Here is a 17,319-nt window from a genome sequence, read left to right on the forward strand (position 1 = left end):
GGCGGCGATGCCGACCATTGCATGGTTCTATGGCATTGCGATCCGGATGTACGTCAGGGATCACCCGCCGCCGCATTTCCATGCGGTCTACGGCGAGTACGAAGCCTTCGTGGCGATCGATACGGGCGAGGTGATCGAGGGAGCGTTGCCGCGCGCGGCGGCGCGACTTGTCAAGGAATGGGCGCTGGCGCGCCGCGACCAATTGCGGGATAATTGGGATCGCGCCAGGGCAGGCCAACAACCCGAGAGGATCGCAGGTCTCGATGTTGACTAAGGTCACTCAGCTCGAAAAGGTCGGCGGCTTTCGGCTTCGCGTCCGTTTCAACGATGGCAGCGAGGGCGTGCATGACTTCGCCCGCGACATCGCCGAGCCCGGACCGATGCTCGAACCGCTGCGAGACCAAGCCTATTTCGCCCGCGTCTTTCTGGAATTCGGCGCGCCGACCTGGCCGAACGGATTCGATATCGCGCCCGAATGGCTGCGCCGTGAGATGCAACGCGCCGGCGAATTGACGCGCGTCGCGGCGGAGTAGGTAGGACGGTGGGCAAAGGCGCGATTGCGCCGTGCCCATCTTCCGGATCGAGCTGTGCTCCATCCAGGCCACGCTTGCTACTTCGCCGCAATTTCATTCCCGGTCATTCCGGGGCGTGCGCAGCGCCAGCTGCGCGCGAACCCGGAATCTCGCCGAGCGCGCCAACGGCCTCTCATCAGCTATCTGTCGCAAGATTCCGGGTTCGTTCGGCCTGCGGCCTCGCGCCCCGGAATGACAGGCGGGGGTGCGTCGGATGGGTTGAGCCCATTGCGAAACCCATGGCCACCGGCGAGATGGGGTTCGCTTCGCTCAACCCATCCTACGCGCTCATCCGTTTCGCTTGCTACTTCGCCGCAATTTCATCCCCGGTCATTCCGGGGCGTGCGCAGCGCTAGCTGCGCGCGAACCCGGAATCTCGCCGCGCGCGCCAGCGGCCTCTCATCAGTTATCTGTCGCAAGATTCCGGGTTCGCTCGGCCTGCGGCCTCGCGCCCCGGAATGACGATGCGAGTTCGTCGGATGGGTTGAGCCCTTTTTGAAACCGATGGCCGCCGGCGACATGGCTATCGCTTCGCTCAACCCATCCGACGGGCTATGGGCCGCCCAGGCGATCCGCCGCCGCGTTTGGGGCGCGGGCGCGACACCGTAAACCATTAGTGAAGCCTTCAGATTTTAGTCGTATTCGATGGTCTCGGCGCAACCGCGTGGCGCTGGGGCTCGCAACGACGGGCTGTTTCGCCGGGAGATGACACCAAGCACGATGCGCGCCTTCTGGAACCAGATTGCCACCAGCCTGAAGACGCGGGTTCTGGTGGTGACCGTCTTCGTGTTCGGCCTGATCGCCGTGCCGGCCTATCTGGCGTTCGAAGCTCTGACCCGGAACACCGTGGTGGCGCTCGGCACGCTGTTCGCCGAGAAGCAGGTGCTGTTCGATCGCTATCGCGGCCTCGAAGCGCTGATCCGCGAGGTGTCGCTGGCCGAGACGGTCGCGCGCTCGCCGGCGGTTCGCGAATGGGCGCAGGACGAATCCGATCCCGGCAAGGCGGCGCGCGGGCTGGCGGAACTCGAGCAATTCCGCTTGTCGTTTCACGACAAGAGCTATTTCTTCGTCGTTCACGCGTCGGGCAATTACTATTTCAACGATGCCGCCAACGCCTACCAGGGCAATCAGCTGCGCTATCGGGTCAGCCGCGACAATCCGCGCGACGGCTGGTACTTCAAGACGATCGCGGCCGGCGAGCCCTGCCAGCTCAACGTCGACCGCGACGATCATCTCGCCGTCACCAAGGTCTGGATCAACTGCGTCCTCACCGAGCAGGGCCGGGTTCTCGGCGTGATCGGCACTGGCGTCGACCTCAGCGAATTCATCCGCGAGGTGGTGGCGCTGCCGCAGACCGGCGTCACCAGCATGTTCGTCGATCGCTCCGGCGCCATCCAGGCGCACCGCGATCAGGGCATGGTCGATTTCCATAGCCTCACCAAGGACACCAAGACCAAGAAGACCATCTTCCAGCAGGTCGACAAGCCGGCCGACGCCGCCGCGCTCGCCGCCATGATGAAGCGCGTCTCCGCCGGGTCCAAAGCCGTCGAGTCGCGTTTCATGACGATCGGCGGGCACGAATTTCTGGTCGGGGTCGGCTATCTCGATCGGCTCGGCTGGTTCAACGTCACGCTGATGGACCTCGACGCCATCATCGATCGTCGGCTGTTCACGCCGGTCGCGCTGCTGCTGATCGTGATGATGACCGTGGCGATCGGGCTCGTCACCATCTTGTTCCGCCGGGTGGTGCTCGATCGTCTGGCGTCGGTCGAGTCCGCCGCCCGACGGGTCGAGGACGGTGACTTCGACCATATCGCGGTCGACCCTGGCCGCGACGAGATCGGCCGGCTGTCGCGCACTCTGTCGGGCATGGCCCGCGCCGTGCAAGACCATACCCGTGGTCTCGAGGATCTGGTCAACGAGCGAACCGAGAAGCTGCGGCGTCTCGCCAATATCGATCTTTTGACCGAAATTCCCAACCGCCGGGGGTTCACCCAAATGTTCGAGCAGGCGATGTCCGCGTCGCCGCTGGCGTCGAAATCGCCCGGGCTGCTGCTGATCGATCTGGATCAGTTCAAGGACGTCAACGACAGGTTCGGTCATCTGGCCGGCGATCGTCTATTGTGTGAAACCGCGCGGCGGCTGGAGCGGCTGCTGAGCGGCAACGACAGCTGCGCCCGGTGGGGCGGCGACGAGTTCGTCGCGCTGGTGGAGGATTGCGACCGCGACGGCCTGCGCAGGCTGTGCGAGCGCATGGTCGCGGCGATGAACGCGGCCCCGATCCGCTTCGACGATGGTCAGGACATCGCGCTGACGGTCAGCATCGGCGCCTGCCAGGCGGAGGCCGGAGGCTCGATCGACACCGCGATTGCCGAGGCGGATGCCGCGCTCTACGCCGCCAAGCGCGCCGGCCGCAACCGGTTCGAACTGTTCGAGCCCGTCGCGGCGCTCGACCAGGTGGTGAAGGCGCGGGCCTGAGCGAGGCGGCGTTGGGGGCGCGCGGCGCGGTCTCACACCCTGCGAAACCCATCGCCGCCGCGATACGGGCATCGCTTCGCTCAACCCATCCTGCGGGCCGGGCCCTTATCCGTTCCCCCAGCTGCTTCGCCACAATTTCGTCCCGGTCATTCCGGGGCGTGCGCAGCGCCAGCTGCGCGCGCCCCCGGAATCTCGCCGCGCGCACCCGCGGCCTCTCATCAGGTACGTGTGGCAAGATTCCGGGTTCGCTCGGCCTGGCGGCCTCCGCGCCCCGGAATGACCAGGGCGGTGGGTGAGCACGCAGGGCGGATCAGCGTAGCGTGATCCGCCATCACGCGAGCCGTCGCGCGGCGCAAGGTGCATTGCTATTCGGCCGCGCCCGCGTAGCGCGCAACTTTGATTTCGCCGGCGCGCTTGCGTGCCTGCGCGATGTCAAAACTGTTCTGCATCCGCATCAAGGCATCCATCGAGACGCCGAAGGCCTTTTCGATCCGCAGCGCCATTTCCGGCGACAGCGCGGCGCGCTCGTTCAGCAGGGCGGACAGCGCCGGGCGCGTGACGCCCAAAACCTTGGCGGCATCGGTGACGGACAGTTGCAAGGGATCGATGATCTCATGCCTGACGAAGCCGCCGGGATGCGCCGGGCTCTTCATGCGCATACTCACCGTCGCGCGCGTTGTCCGTCTCATGAGGCGTCCTAATGATAGTCCAAGCCGTGTCTCTTGGCCGCAGCCTTTCGGTTACCCCTCCCCCTTGCGGGGAGGGGCGGCCGAGCGAAGCGGAGGCCGGGGTGGGGGTGCCACAAGGCGAGGCTTCCGTTGTGGACCCCCACCCCCGACCCCTCCCCGCAAGGGGGAGGGGAGAAGACCGCTACTCGTCTAGACTTTTATATAGGACCGTAGGGTGGGTTAGGCGAAGCCGTAACCCACCACTCCGTTCGCGGCGGATTACGCCTTCGGTTAATCCGCCCTACGGGTCAAACCCATCCTGCGCCCCACGGGCCCTCATCCGTTTCACAGGCTGCTTCGCCGCAATTTCGTCCCGGTCATTCCGGGGCGTGCGCAGCGCCAGCTGCGCGCGAACCCGGAATCTCGCCGCGCTTGCCCGCGGCCTCTCCTCAGGTGCATGTCGCAAATTTCTGAGTTCGCTCGGTCTTACATCGGTGCTATCAAGGTGATTGCCAAATCGTGCGAGCAGTTTCGAATAGGGCGTTACCGCGCTTCTGGATGTCCTCCTCGTCCCAGTTCTCAGCGCGCATAAGCGTGCGATTAAGATGAAGGTTGGATTCAACGAAAAAGCGTTCACGTTTTTGTGGAAATGGTCCGTTCTGCAGTGATCGGTTCACACCGTAGTGGACCATGGTAAGGTTGCCGAGAGTTGCCTTTAGCCTTTCTCGAAGTAGAATCCTCTCGGTTCGGGCTGTTGGCGTCGACATTCCGAGGCTACTGAGAAGTGCATTTGATGCTTCGTCGGCGGTAACGGTTTCGCCGCGGAGGGGCCAATGATCGTACCATTTGTCTGGCAAAATGTGATCCACGTCGAGAGTGCCAAGCGTCGGCGTGAATGGCTCTTCGGTTCGCAGGGTCCGCATGGCATTTTCGAGTTCAGTAAGAACGGCGCGAACGCGGGAAACATCCCCGAAATTGCGGTGTGCGGGTTCATTCAGCCACGCTCTTCGAAACTCGTCGTCGCGTGGCCAGCGCGAAGCCTGACCGTCAAGAGCGGCCAGCGAGGTATGAAAGCCACTCGCCGTGGCCTCATCGCCCTTGAACTTCTTCAATAACTGCAAAAAAACATTATTATAATTCTTTGTCGTGAGGCCGCAAACCGTCCGGCGAACAATAAACGAAACAATGTCGTTATAAATCGAAGTTTGGGCGGCTTCCGGTAAGCCAAGAGATGCAACGCGAATGGCTAGGGAGTGCGTGGGGGACGCGTCCCACACAGCCATGCGCCTTCCAAATCGACCGATCGGATTATTGCCGTTGCCCGATATCAGTTCCCGGTATTGGTCCGCGTGGAGTGTTAGCATCCGGAGTTGCGTCTCGGCGGGGATGGGCGCCCGCCCACCAATTCCGTATCGCCGATAATTGTTGTAAAGGCGTCCGATCTCTACGGTGTCGGCCATTTCAGCTTGCAATGCCGTCTGCACAAACCATTCCAGTCGAGGTTTTCGCAATCGGCCCCTGCGCTGCTCCTCGATCCAAAATTGACCTTCGAACGGAGTCCAGAGCGTGTCATACAGGTTGCCTGCATCCACATCCTCTCGGTCCGCCCGCATGAAAATGAAATTGCGGATTAGGTCCGTCGCATTGAGTTCAGCGCCGCGTCCGTTTAGCGTCTCGAAGATCACCTGGGCATCGTCGTTCTCTTCCAGGGAAATAGCCACAACGCGGAAATCTCTAAGTGTCGCTTCGGCTAGATGTTCGAGAGCTCGCTCGCGTTCCGATCCGGCAAAAAGCGATAGCCACTCGTCGATTTGATCGGCGAAGAACCAGATTGCTTCGAGTGCTGCCGGATGGTCGACGCCAATCTTTTTTAGCGTCCCGCTTTGAGTAAAGCTCACCGCGAAACTCGAGCGAAGTTCATCTCGGTTCATTGCCTTAAGAGCCTCTTGGTACGGCTCCCGGTCCCTAAACGTCGGCCAGACTTTGAAGCATTCTATTTCGGGCTTTTCCATCGTATCGGTATTTGGATTCCAAAGGCAGCCATCGATGACGGTTTGGAGTGCCGCCACATCGTTAGCGCGCAGCGTCATTGCGAGTGCAGCCAGGAAGTACTGCAATGTTGTAAGGCGTTGCTGTCCATCAATGATGTGGTATGCCTCGACGCCCCTCAAACCGCGCCGCGGCTGGGGCTCAAGGACGATTGCCCCAAGAAAATGAGGTGTGGTGGTATCACTGTTGACCCGTAAATCAGCTTTGTCACGGATGTCATTCCACAGCGGATCCCATTGCTCTTCTTTGTCCCAAACATAGGCGCGCTGATAGAAAGGTACACGATATTGGCGGCGGTCTTGAAAAATCTGCTGAATATCTTGAGTTTCGGATTTCAAGCTGCAATCTCCTCAGGAATGATCCGCCAAATATGGCGGGTATTGCGCGAACGTTGAACGGTTAAAATGGCGCTTTATAATCTTGCCTCATCTACTGTACTTGAAATTACGCCGCACCCGCAGGATGGGTTGAGCGCTCTGCGAAAGCCCGCCGTCCTGGCGAGGCAGGTATCGCTTCGCTCTATCCCAACATGCTTCCTATGCGCGTGTTGACAATCTCCCCGTCCCGGTATATATTCCTATCCATCCCGCTCCATCAACGAGGGGCGGCTCGCGATCGTCTCGTGTCGCGGGGCGGGGTGCGGTGGACGCGGCAGCGTCGGGCGCGGAGGGATGGCGGCAGGGGATGCCGTGGCTGTGGGTCCGCAGGGCTCGGCCGCGGGATTTATGGAGCCGCCGGATCGAGGCGCCAGGACGACGACGCTGTGCGGTGCGGGCCGGGGCGGAGATGCGCTCCATCTGCATCGCCATTGCGCGCCGGCCCAAGTCGTGTGGTCCCGACGCCCGTCGCTGGCGTCAAGGGATAGAGCGCCCGTGAGCCGACCGGCCGCGGGAAACAACCGGTCCAGACCAGCCTGCGAACAGGCTCGCGTCTTCCGAACAGCTCAGTCCCGACGGTGACGAATCCAAGCGTATCAAACGCCACCGGGGAGAGCACGAAGCAAGCCGGAAGCCTCACCGCGTGCGGAACGCCGGACCTGTCGGTGCTTTCGTGGTGACTAACTCGTGCGCTTGTTTTCATCGCGCATGAGGCTGCGGACGCATCGCGCGTCCGGCGTTCCGCGCGCCCTCGTTGGGGCGCGGCGAAGGGGCAGGCGGCCCGTTCGCGCCAAACCGATCGGCGTCCCCGCGCCGTCCAAACAACGGGGCCGATGACTCATGTCCGTTCACGCCGAGATCATCGCCGCCGCGGCCGGGCTTGCCGCTGACGCGGGCGCGGCTTCACGCCGGCTCCTCCACCCGCGCATCCTCCTCGGTCGCCACAAATCCCTCCGGCACGCCGACCGACGGGTCGTCCGGGTCGAGCGTGCCGGTGGTGACCACGCCGCCGATCGACGCGGTGGTGACGAGATCGAAGCCGGTCTTGTCGGCGGGCTTCAGCGAGGCCTGCACCAGGATGCGGTAGAACACATAGGCGGCGAGCGCGGCCTCGACCAAGGCGGTGAACAGGAACAGACGGCGCGGGCCCTCCGGAGTGAGAAAGCCGGTCGCCAGCAGCGGGCCGAACACCGAGCCCAGCCCATTGGCCAGCAGCACGGTGGCGGCGGTCGCCACCATGTCGCTCACCGGGGTCTTGTCATAAGCGTGCGCGGCGGCGAGCGAATAGCCCGGCAGCGCCAGCGCGCCGAACGCAAAGCCGAACACCAGCATCAGCGTGCCGGTCGCCGCCAGCTGCCACAGCGCGACGCCGGTGGCGGCGGCGCCGACCAGCAGCACCAGCAGCACCTTGCGGCGGTCGACGCGGTCCGACAGCCGGCCGATCGGCCATTGCGCCAGGGCGCCGGCCAGGATCGAGACGCTCATGAACACCGCCACCGATTCATGATTGAGCCCGCTGCCTGCGGCCGAGACCGGGCCCAGCGCCCAGAACGCGCCATTGGCCAGGCCGATCGCGAAGCTGCCGATCAGCGCCACCGGCGCGGCTTCGTAAAGCTGCCGGGGCTGAAACCGGAACAGGGTGATCGGCGCCGGCTGCGCCGAGCTGGTCAGCGCCACCGGCACGATCGCCAGCGCCGACAGCAGCGCCGCCACCATGAAGGCGCTGTCCTGCTCGACCGGATACAGCGTGATCAGCATCTGGCCGCCCACCATCGCCAGATAGGTGACGGTGATATAGGCCGACATCACATAGCCGCGCATCGTGTTGCTGGCGCCGTCATTGAGCCAGCTTTCCAGCACCAGGTAGAATCCCGCCAGCGCGAAGCCGGTGCACAGCCGCAGCACGCACCACGGCAGCGGATAGGGCGCCAGCGCATAGGCCAAAGTGGTGGCGGCGGCGATTGCCACCATCGCGGTGAAGGCGCGGATATGGCCGGCGCGCAGGATCAGATAGGGGCCGAACAGGCAGCCGGCGACGAAGCCGACATAATAGGCCGAACCGATCAGGCCGAGCGCGAAGGTGGAAAATCCCTCGGCCTGGCCGCGCAACGGCAGCAGCGTGAACTGGGCGCCGTTGCCGGCGAGCAGCAGCGCCGCCGCCAGCAGCAGCGACGCGATCGGGCGCAACGTCTTCACCATCGGGGATGGGTCCTAGCGATATTGGAGGGCAACGATCACCGTCATCGCTCGAAGTCTGCCATGCGCTGCGTCGGCGTCATGGGTCAAACAAAATGTGGGTGGATCTCAGGGCTTGGTCACGAAGGCCCGGAAGGCCTCGGCATAGTCCGGATGCCACCGCGACAGCGGCGGCCGGTTCTCGATGATGTCGCCGATCGCCCAGGCCATCCGCTTCTCATCGAGCGCACGCGGCACGTCATTGTCCGGGCACAGAATGTAGAAATCGCCGCGCCCGAGGCTCTCGATCATGAAGTCGGCGGTCTGCTCCGGGGTCCAGGCCGCCGCCGGCTTTTCGCTGCGACTGCCCGCGGTCAGCGGCGTGAACACGAAGCCGGGGATCAGCAGATGAGCGCTGATGCGGCAGCCCTCAATGTTGCGCAATTCGTGCTGCAGCGCCTCGGTCAGTGCCTTCACGCCGGCCTTGGCGACATTGTAGGCCGGGTTGCCCGGCGGCGTGGTAATGCCCTGCTTGGAGCCGGTGTTGATGACGAGGCCGGGCCGGCCGCGCGCGATCATTCCCGGCGTGAACGCCTGGATGCCGTTGATCACGCCCCACAGATTGACGCCGAGCAGCCGCTCCCAATTGTCGCGCGGGCCGCAGGCGTCGGTGGCGATCTGGATCCCGGCATTGTTCATCAGCACATCGGTCCCGCCGAAGCGCGTGCGCACCGCTTCCTCCAGCCGCGTCACCTCCTCAAAGCGGCTGACATCGGTCTCCATCGTCATCACCGAATCGGCGCCGCGCGGCGCCGCCGCGCCGATCGTCGCGGCGGCATGCGCCAGCCGCTCGGCGCCGAGATCGGCGATGCAGACATTCATGTCGCGCGCCGCGAACCGCGTCGCGACGGCAAGCCCAATGCCGGAGGCGCCGCCGGTGATCACGGCGACGGAATGGTCGGACAAAGCAGGATGCGGCATGGTGAGGCCTTCAGGCAGGATCAATCGGGCAGGGCGTCGGGGCGCGCCGCGACATCACCACGCGATCATGACCACAATCCGGTGACCGCGGAATCAAGAGGGTTTATTCTGTGTCGGGCACCACGCGCCGGCCAGCCGAACAGGAGTAGCGACATGCGCAGCGGACATCTGCTCGGCGATCTGCCCGCGCCCGGACCCGACGAAAGCCTCGAGACGCTGCTGTCGCGCGGCGATGTCCGGATCGAACGCATCGTCTCGACCGGGCAGGCCAGCCCGCCGGGCTTCTGGTACGACCAGAGCGAACATGAATTCGTGGTGCTGCTGGCAGGCGCCGCGACATTGCGCTTCGAAGAGGGGGACCGCGTGGTGGCGTTGACGCCCGGCAGCTATCTGGAGATTCCGGCGCATTGCCGCCATCGCGTCGAGGCGACGCAGTCCGAGCAGCCAACGGTGTGGTTGGCGCTGTTCTGCCCGTGAGCGCCCGCTTAACCGTGCCCGCGCCCGTGGGCCGCGATCCGGGCGTAAGCGAGCTTGCCGCCGCCGCCATCGGGTTTCGGCGGCTCATAGCCCATCGCCATGATGGCGCTGCCCATCACGGCCGAACCGAACGTCACCACGAAGCCGAACAGCAGCAGCCCGAGCGCGGTGCCGGGCGAATCATCGGCCAGGATCAGGTCGCGCAGCCCGCCCGGATTGAGCGCCAACAGGGCACCGACAACGGCGGTCGCGATTCCGATGCCGATCGCCAGATTGATCGCCAGCAGCCGGAACAGCGGATGCTTCGGCAGCGGGAACCGGGTCCATGGACGCCATCGCTTGGTCATCGCATCACCTGCAAATTGAAATCAGACCTAATCCTAGCAATTTCCGTGCGGTGCGGAAAGCCGATTGCTGCAGGTCAGCCGTGCCGCGGTCTGCAGCCTGAGCGCCCCGGCGCCTGGAACCGAGCGCCGGAGCCGCTTCAAGATATTCGTTACGCAAGATCTTCTTTACGCAAACTATTCGTTACGTCAGTCAGTACGGCGAGGATTGAACGCCGCGATCAAGAAACGGCGGAAAAAATCGCACAGATCGCGATAGAATCCGTGTTGGCTTTCGAATTCGTCGTCGTCGAGCGACGTATGGGTAACCGTCGACACTTCAGAGCCTTCCATTGTTGGTGAGTGGTGATGGTGAATGGCCCGCGCGATGGCGCGAACAGTTCAACTTGCGGCGCGGCGGTTAACGCTTCGTTTGCATTGCCGGCGATTTCGCCGCCGCGACGACCGATGCGACGACCGCCGCGCGCAGCCGCTCAAGCCTGCGTGTTGTTCCCGGAACGATAGGAGATGCGGCCCATTAACCAGTCGGGGCATCGAGAACAGGAGACCAATATGGCAGCACAGAATTTGTCAGGACAAATCGGCGGCAAGCGCATCGCCATTCTCGCCACCAATGGTTTCGAGCAGTCGGAACTCGAAGTGCCGCGTGATGGGTTGCGCGAAGCCGGCGCCCAGGTCGACATCGTGTCGCCGGAGCAGGGCGAGATCAAAGGCTGGGACAAGAAGGATTGGGGCCGCGCCGTGAAGGTCGACAAGGCCCTAGGCCAGGCCAGGGCGGATGATTACGACGCCATCGTGTTGCCCGGCGGTCAGATCAATCCCGATCTGCTACGCGTCAATGCCGATGCGCTGAAGCTGATCAAGGCGTTCTTCGAGGCCGGCAAGCCGGTGGCGGCGGTGTGTCACGCGCCGTGGCTGTTGATCGAGACCGGGATCGCCAAGGGCCGGCGGATGACTTCATATCATTCGATCAAGCAGGACGTGATTAATGCGGGCGCCAAATGGGAGGATTCCCAGGTGGTGGTCGACAATGGCGTGATCACTTCGCGCAACCCCGGCGATCTGGAGGCATTCTGCAACAAGATCATCGAGGAAGTCCGCGAGGGCAAACATCAGCGCCGCGCCGCCTGATCAGCCTCGCCGTGGGGAGGGCGCTTTCACGCGGCCTCCCCGCCGGCCTCGCCCGCGACACGGGGGCAATGGCGCCGTCGTTGTTCGGACACAGATTGCGTGCCATCATGGCTGCTCGCTTCTCCCAGCCAGGGTCATTCATGATGTTTCGCGTGTTCGCCGGCGTTCTGCTCTCCGCCATCTTCGCTCTGCCCGCTCACGCCGCCCGCTGTGGCGGCGATTTCAATTCTTTCGTGGCGGCGATGTCGGCCGAGGCCAGCGCCGCCGGGATTTCACAAAGCGTGATTTCCCAGGCGCTGGACGGCGTGACCGAGGATGCGAAGGTGCTGCAGTTTGATCGTCGACAGCGCGGCACCTTCGACAAGACTTTCGAACAATATGTCTCGACCAGGGTTGGCGCCGGCCGGATCAAGGCCGGCCGGGCGATGCTGCTGCGCCACGCCTCGCTGCTGTCGCGGATCGAACGCCAGTTCGGAGTACCGCCGCAGATCCTGGTGGCGATCTGGGGATTGGAGAGCGATTTCGGCAAGGGCGACATGGGCAAGATGCCGGTGGTCCGCACCCTGGCGACGCTGGCGCATGATTGCCGCCGCACCGAGCTGTTTCAGGGCGAATTGCTGGCCGCGTTGAAAATCCTGCAGCGTGGCGATCTGCCATTGCGGGATCTGGTCGGCGCTTTCGCCGGCGAGATCGGCCAGACCCAGTTTCTGCCGTCGTCCTACATCAAATACGGCGTCGATTTCGACGGCAACGGCCATGTCGATCTGCGCCACAGCGTACCCGACGTGCTGGCCTCCACCGCCAACCTGCTGCACACCGCGGGCTGGCACCCCGGCGGCTCCTATGAGGAAGGTTCGGCGAATTTCCAGGTGATGCGCGAATGGAATCGGGCGACGATCTATCGCAAGACCATCGGCTATTTCGCCGACCGACTGGTCGGGCAGTAGCGGAACCTTAAGTCCCGGCGCGCACCACCTTCTTGACCTGGTCGAGGGTGAAGGTCTGGCCGCCGATCGACAGTTTCGGCGGGGTCGTGGAGAGGTCGGCGGAATCCACCACGCCGTGGATCTCGCTCGAGACCGCGACGTTCTGGCCGGCAGCGTCGGTGCCGACCGCGGAAATCGTGTAATTGCCGTCCGGCCATTGCGTGCCGTCATTGCCCTTGCCGTCCCACACGAACGACTGGTCCTTTCCGGCGCTCATCGCGTAATTGCCCTGGAAAACTGTCTGGCCCGTCGAATTGCTGATCGTCAGCTTCACCGAGGATGGTTTGTCGAGGCTCAGGCCCCACGCCGCCACGCCCTTGTCGAGCGACGTCGTGGAGCCGTCGACTACCGCGGTGGTGCCGACGAAATTCAGCGCCTGGGTGCTCTGCGCGGCAGATTGCAGTTTCACCAGCGACGCCAGCGCGTCGTTGGATTTCAGCTGCTGTTCGACGCCGGCGAACTGCACCAGCTGCTGGGTGAACTGATTGGTGTCGAGCGGATCGAGCGGATTCTGGTTCTTCAACTGCGTGGTCAGCAGCGTCAGAAAGGTCTGGAAATTATCGGCGATTCCCGCCGTCTTGGTGGTGGTGTCGGTGCTCGAGGTGACGGGGCTGACTCCCGAAACCGGCGGGGGGACGGTGGTTGCATCGATGGCCATGGCTGGTTCCTCAGATCCTGATATCGACGCCGCTGCTCGCACCGAGCATCCGGCCATAGCTGCGTCCCGCGACGGCCGCAGGCACGATTTCCTCTTCGCTGATGACCAGGCGATGGGAGTTGCGCCCTTGCTCTTGGCCGCCATTGTTCTGGCCCGACGAGGATTGGTCGCGCAGGCTGAATTGCAGGCCGCCGTCACCGGTGCGCAGCCCGGCATCATCCAGTGCGCGCTGCAGCTGCGGTGAATCCAGGCGCAGCATCGCCAGCGTCTCGGGCTTTTCCACCGTCAGATGCGACGTCACCTGGCCGTGCTTGTTGACGTCGATCCGGACATCGATGCGGCCGAGATCGGCGGGATCAAGTCGGATCTCGAAGCGGCTGTTGCCGGCGCGCGCGGTGGCTGCGATCTGCACCGCCAGATCGCGCAGCGCCACCGGGGCGCCGGTGGCGGCGGCGACGTTGAACTGCGTTGCCGGCGCCGGCAGGGTCGCGGGATTTGGCGATTGCGGCTGCTGCGCGGTGTTGACCGCGGTCTGATTCAATGCCGACGGATCAAGCGCCGCTTGCGCCGCGGTTGCGGCCTTGTGGTCGCGGTCCGTAGCCGCGGCTTTCGGCGCCGCCGATTGGGCGGTCACGTCGGGTAGCGCCGTCGCGGTGCCGGTGCTCTTGGCGTTGCCGTCGCCGGTGGGCGACGCCGTTTCTGTCTGCGTCGATGGGGTCCCGGTTGAGGCCTGGGGTGCCGTGGCGTCGGCGTCGGTAGCAATCGATGCGGCGGGTCCGGCCGCCGTCGCGGATTTCGCGGCGGGCTCGGCCGGTTTGGCGCCGGCAAACGCTGCTTTAAGTTCGGCAAGCGCCGCGGCGTCGGTGGTTTCGCCGGTCGTGGGGGCGCTGGCGTCAGCCGTCGCTGCCCCAGTCGCCGGCTGACCCGCCGTCTGCGCGTCGTCGGATTGGCCGCTGATCGCCGCCTGGGCCTTCAACGCCGCCGCCGCCGCGATCGCCAAGGGGGACGTTGACGACGTCGTCACAGCCGTGTCGGTTGCTGCGGCATCGCTCGGGGCGACGGTCACCGGCACAGCGATCACGATCGGCGTAGTGGTTCCCTCATCGGTCGCCGCCGCGGTCGTGGCCCCATCGGTCGCCGCATCGGCCTTGTCAGGGGGCGCGTCTGCCTTGTCGGGGTCGGAATTCTTGGCGTCGCGGCGGGTGTCGGCCTTAGCCGATGAATCTTTGGCGGGCGCATCCTTGGCGGGCGCATCGGGCTTCGCGTTCGACTTGGCGTTGGCGTCGGCTCGCGCATCTGCGGCAGCTTTCGCGTCGGCGCTGGCATTGGCATTGCGGTCGGCGGCACGTTGCGCGTCCTCATTGCGCTCGCGCGCCAGGTTCGCTGCGTCGGATCGATCGTTGCGCGACGAAAGGCTGTCGGCCTTGGCCAGATCGTCGGCCTGGCTGCGTTGCGGACGCGGATCCGGCGCCTGCCCACGGGAATTGTCGGGCGCAGCCTTGCTGTCGACAAGCGAAGCGAAACTGTCCGAGGCCCGCTCCGATCGTGCGGGGGCCCGGGTATTTTGTGCCGGAACCGTTGCGGCGATTTCTGATGTGGCGTTGAACACGCGTGTCCCGAATCCGAAGTTCGCGATACTCTGCAGCGCCCCTTGCGCGAACTTCGAAGACAAGGGACGCCAGAAACGATGTTTTCAGTGCGGTCCTGCTTAGGACTTCTCTCGAATGGTTTGCCGGCACCTGGAGACCGCCGGCCGGCGAATGTCCGCCGCTCGGGCGATCATCCCGATTCCTGCAGCAAGGACCGGGCCATCCCGGGGCCCGAAATAAAATAATGATATTTCAATGGGTTGGTGGAATTTGCTGGGCCGGTGGCGGGCCGCCGGCCGAGCCTTTTCTGCCTCTCCCGGCAAGATTTGCCGTTCCAGGTCCCGTTATTCCACTGTCGATGATTGCTTCGACGGAATGCGGCCTATATTAAAGGTCGGCATTCCATATCTTGCGGATTATGGCTCCACGATCTCCCGCGAAACACACCCAAGGTCGATGCCGCGACCGCATCGAATGACCACAGCAATGCTCAACAGCCTGGATCTCGAAGGTCGTCCGCAGGACACCCGCGTTGTCGTCGCGATGTCGGGCGGCGTGGATTCCTCGGCCACCGCGGCGCTGTTGAAATCCCAAGGCTATGACGTCGTCGGCATCACCCTGCAGCTCTATGATCACGGCGCCGCCACCCACCGCAAGGGCGCCTGCTGCGCCGGGCAGGATATCCACGACGCTCGCGCGGTCGCCGAGCGGATCGGGATTCCGCATTACGTGCTGGACTATGAAAGCCGCTTCCGCGAATCCGTGATCGACAGCTTCGCGGATAGTTATGCCTCGGGCGAAACCCCGGTGCCGTGCATCGAATGCAACCGCTCGATCAAGTTTCGTGATCTGTTGGCGACGGCGCGCGAACTTGGCGCCTCGGCGCTCGCCACCGGCCATTACGTGTCGTCGCGCCGGCTGAGCGATGGCTCGCGCGCGCTGGTCTGCGCCGCCGATGCCGATCGCGACCAGAGCTACTTCCTGTTCGCGACCACGCGCGATCAGCTCGATTTTCTGCGCTTCCCGCTCGGCGACATGACCAAGCCGCAGACCAGGGAGCTGGCGCGCGGCTTCGGCCTGTCGGTTGCCGACAAGCACGACAGCCAGGACATCTGTTTCGTGCCGACCGGACGCTACACCGATATCGTCGAACGGCTGAAGCCGAATGCGATGGAGCCCGGCGACATCGTCGATCTCAACGGCCGCGTGCTCGGCACCCACCCCGGCATCGTGCATTTCACCGTCGGCCAGCGCCGCGGATTGGGCATCGCGTCGCGGGCACCGCTTTATGTGGTGCGGCTCGATGCTGCCAGCCGACAGGTGGTGGTCGGCTCGCGCGAGGCGCTGCGGATGGATCGCATCATCCTGCGCGACGTCAACTGGATTGGCGATGGCCCGCTCGACGAAGCGGTCGGCGACGGCCTGGAACTGTTCGTGCGGGTCAGGTCCACCCGCGCGCCGCAGCCGGCCTGGCTGCGTGCGGCCAATGGCGGCTATGAGATCGAGCTGATCGCCGGCGAGGAAGGCGTTTCCCCCGGCCAGGCCTGTGTGTTTTACGACGCGGCACACGGGCAGGCGCGCGTGCTCGGCGGCGGCTTTATCAAAAGCGCGATGCCGCGCAGCAGCGGCGAACGTCCGGCGCATGACCGCGATGCGGCCACCTCGCGCACGCTTGTCGCCGGACTGCGCGGATAGGAATCACCGGGGCAAGCCATGGGGAACGATATCGATCGCGCCGGCGTCGCGAAGGCCTATGCGCGCTGGGCGCCGGTCTACGATCTGGTGTTCGGCAAGGTGTTCGACAGCGGACGACAATCCACCATCGCGGTGGCCGATGCGATCGGCGGGCGGGTGCTGGATGTCGGCGTCGGCACCGGCCTATCATTATCGGACTATTCGCCCACCACGCGGCTATGCGGCGTCGATATCAGCGAGCCGATGCTGCGCAAGGCGCATGAGCGCGTGCGCGCCTTGAAGCTGACCAATGTCGAAACCCTCGCCGTCATGGACGCCAAGAATCTGGCGTTTCCGGAAGCGTTTTTCGACGCCGTGGTGGCGCAATATGTGATTACGGCGGTGCCCGATCCCGAAGCCACGCTGGACGATTTCATCCGGGTGTTGAAGCCCGGCGGCGAGCTGATCCTGGTCAACCATATCGGCGCCGAAAGCGGGCCGCGGCGTTTGTTTGAGCTGGCCTTCGCGCCATTGGCGCGGCGGCTCGGTTGGCGCCCGGAATTCCCCTGGGGAAGGCTGGTCGATTGGGCCGCCGGCCATGGCGGCGTGGAACTGGCGGAGCGGCGACCGATGCCCCCGATGGGGCATTTTTCGCTGATCCGCTATCGCAAGCTCTGATTTAGCCTGCGGTTGCGCGGCTGGAACCGTCGCATGGCAGCGATCCTTTTCCGACAACCGCACAGCGCAGCCCGGAACGACAATAAGCCCTTTGCGTTGGTCGATCATGATGACCAAAACTCTGATCGCAACCTGTTGTCTCGTTTTCGCCGTCTGTCACCAGGCGAGTGCTCAGACGCCCCCGGCCGCGCCACCCACAGCGGCAAATCCGTCCGGCTGCGCGCCCGCGGCGATCGCGCCGGGCCAGAGTGGCTCGGCCAAGCCAGGGATCACCACGGGCCAGGGTCGTCCGCTCGGCGAAAAGCTCGCCGACTCCAATGGGGTTCTGTGTCCGCCGACCGGGATTGACCCGGAAATGCGCGCTCCCACCCCGCAGACCGGAACAATGCGGGTGATCCCGCCCCCCGGGACCCCCGGCGGCGATCCCACGGTCCAGCCTAAATAGGTCGTTTATCGCGTCACTCGGCGTGCTTTGCTTGACA

General features: G+C 64.5%; 16 protein-coding genes. 9 read left to right on the plus strand and 7 right to left on the minus strand.

Annotation, left to right across the window (positions count from 1 at the left end; all coding sequences use genetic code 11):
- Window positions 1-7: 7 nt before the first annotated feature.
- The 3 genes from RBJ75_RS26195 to RBJ75_RS26205 all read left to right on the plus strand — a co-directional run bounded on the left by RBJ75_RS26195 (window position 8) and on the right by RBJ75_RS26205 (window position 3,050).
- Window positions 8-274: a DUF4160 domain-containing protein gene (locus RBJ75_RS26195; protein ID WP_044416394.1), complete on the plus strand. Its 267-nt coding sequence runs from the start codon at window positions 8-10 to the stop codon at window positions 272-274.
- On the plus strand, window positions 264-533 hold the full coding sequence (locus RBJ75_RS26200) for a DUF2442 domain-containing protein (RefSeq protein ID WP_044416391.1): 270 nt from the start codon (window positions 264-266) through the stop codon (window positions 531-533). The genes RBJ75_RS26195 and RBJ75_RS26200 overlap by 11 nt, the downstream gene beginning before the upstream one ends.
- Window positions 534-1,292: 759 nt before the next feature.
- A complete protein-coding gene (locus RBJ75_RS26205) occupies window positions 1,293-3,050 on the plus strand; it encodes a sensor domain-containing diguanylate cyclase (protein ID WP_044418828.1) in 1,758 nt (585 codons plus the stop codon).
- 365 nt (window positions 3,051-3,415) lie between these two features.
- On the opposite strand, the gene RBJ75_RS26210 is transcribed toward RBJ75_RS26205, so the two are convergent.
- The 4 genes from RBJ75_RS26210 to RBJ75_RS26225 form a co-directional block, all read right to left on the minus strand.
- The gene (locus RBJ75_RS26210; protein WP_044418313.1) at window positions 3,416-3,739 is read right to left on the minus strand and encodes a HigA family addiction module antitoxin; all 324 of its coding nucleotides are present in this window, start codon (window positions 3,737-3,739) and stop codon (window positions 3,416-3,418) included.
- A 479-nt stretch (window positions 3,740-4,218) separates the two neighbouring features.
- Window positions 4,219-6,105, minus strand: coding sequence for a DUF262 domain-containing protein (locus RBJ75_RS26215; RefSeq protein WP_044418373.1), 1,887 nt, complete (start codon window positions 6,103-6,105; stop codon window positions 4,219-4,221).
- A gap of 942 nt (window positions 6,106-7,047) precedes the next feature.
- On the minus strand, window positions 7,048-8,343 hold the full coding sequence (locus RBJ75_RS26220) for an MFS transporter (RefSeq protein WP_044418375.1): 1,296 nt from the start codon (window positions 8,341-8,343) through the stop codon (window positions 7,048-7,050).
- A gap of 105 nt (window positions 8,344-8,448) precedes the next feature.
- Window positions 8,449-9,300, minus strand: a complete 852-nt coding sequence (locus tag RBJ75_RS26225; protein ID WP_044418377.1) for an SDR family NAD(P)-dependent oxidoreductase — start codon at window positions 9,298-9,300, stop codon at window positions 8,449-8,451.
- 153 nt (window positions 9,301-9,453) lie between these two features.
- Here RBJ75_RS26225 and RBJ75_RS26230 point away from each other — a divergent pair, with 153 nt between their 5' ends.
- Window positions 9,454-9,777 (plus strand): cupin domain-containing protein, encoded by a 324-nt coding sequence (locus RBJ75_RS26230; protein ID WP_044418379.1) that lies wholly within the window; start codon window positions 9,454-9,456, stop codon window positions 9,775-9,777.
- An 8-nt stretch (window positions 9,778-9,785) separates the two neighbouring features.
- Here the strand turns inward: RBJ75_RS26230 and RBJ75_RS26235 are convergent, their stop codons facing one another.
- Window positions 9,786-10,124, minus strand: a complete 339-nt coding sequence (locus RBJ75_RS26235) for a hypothetical protein (protein ID WP_044418381.1) — start codon at window positions 10,122-10,124, stop codon at window positions 9,786-9,788.
- Window positions 10,125-10,673: 549 nt separating this feature from the next.
- Here RBJ75_RS26235 and RBJ75_RS26240 point away from each other — a divergent pair.
- Together RBJ75_RS26240 and RBJ75_RS26245 are read left to right on the plus strand one after the other, a co-directional pair.
- Window positions 10,674-11,252, plus strand: coding sequence for a type 1 glutamine amidotransferase domain-containing protein (locus RBJ75_RS26240; protein WP_044418383.1), 579 nt, complete (start codon window positions 10,674-10,676; stop codon window positions 11,250-11,252).
- A 140-nt stretch (window positions 11,253-11,392) separates the two neighbouring features.
- Complete coding sequence (locus RBJ75_RS26245; protein ID WP_044418385.1) at window positions 11,393-12,199, plus strand: lytic transglycosylase domain-containing protein; 807 nt, start codon at window positions 11,393-11,395, stop codon at window positions 12,197-12,199.
- Between the two features lie 7 nt (window positions 12,200-12,206).
- Here RBJ75_RS26245 and RBJ75_RS26250 read toward each other — a convergent pair whose 3' ends face one another.
- Together RBJ75_RS26250 and RBJ75_RS26255 are read right to left on the minus strand one after the other, a co-directional pair.
- Window positions 12,207-12,896, minus strand: coding sequence for a flagellar hook assembly protein FlgD (locus tag RBJ75_RS26250; RefSeq protein WP_044418387.1), 690 nt, complete (start codon window positions 12,894-12,896; stop codon window positions 12,207-12,209).
- 10 nt (window positions 12,897-12,906) lie between these two features.
- Window positions 12,907-14,505, minus strand: coding sequence for a flagellar hook-length control protein FliK (locus tag RBJ75_RS26255; protein WP_044418394.1), 1,599 nt, complete (start codon window positions 14,503-14,505; stop codon window positions 12,907-12,909).
- A 466-nt stretch (window positions 14,506-14,971) separates the two neighbouring features.
- Between RBJ75_RS26255 and mnmA the strand changes: the two genes are divergently transcribed.
- The 3 genes from mnmA to RBJ75_RS26270 all read left to right on the plus strand — a co-directional run bounded on the left by mnmA (window position 14,972) and on the right by RBJ75_RS26270 (window position 17,282).
- Window positions 14,972-16,180: a tRNA 2-thiouridine(34) synthase MnmA gene (gene mnmA, locus RBJ75_RS26260; RefSeq protein WP_080901266.1), complete on the plus strand. Its 1,209-nt coding sequence runs from the start codon at window positions 14,972-14,974 to the stop codon at window positions 16,178-16,180.
- A gap of 18 nt (window positions 16,181-16,198) precedes the next feature.
- Window positions 16,199-16,837, plus strand: a complete 639-nt coding sequence (locus tag RBJ75_RS26265) for a class I SAM-dependent methyltransferase (RefSeq protein ID WP_044418392.1) — start codon at window positions 16,199-16,201, stop codon at window positions 16,835-16,837.
- A gap of 106 nt (window positions 16,838-16,943) precedes the next feature.
- A complete protein-coding gene (locus RBJ75_RS26270; RefSeq protein ID WP_080901267.1) occupies window positions 16,944-17,282 on the plus strand; it encodes a hypothetical protein in 339 nt (112 codons plus the stop codon).
- Window positions 17,283-17,319: the final 37 nt, after the last annotated feature.

The sequence above is a fragment of the Rhodopseudomonas sp. BAL398 genome (genome assembly GCF_033001325.1).
Lineage (GTDB): Bacteria > Pseudomonadota > Alphaproteobacteria > Rhizobiales > Xanthobacteraceae > JARJEH01.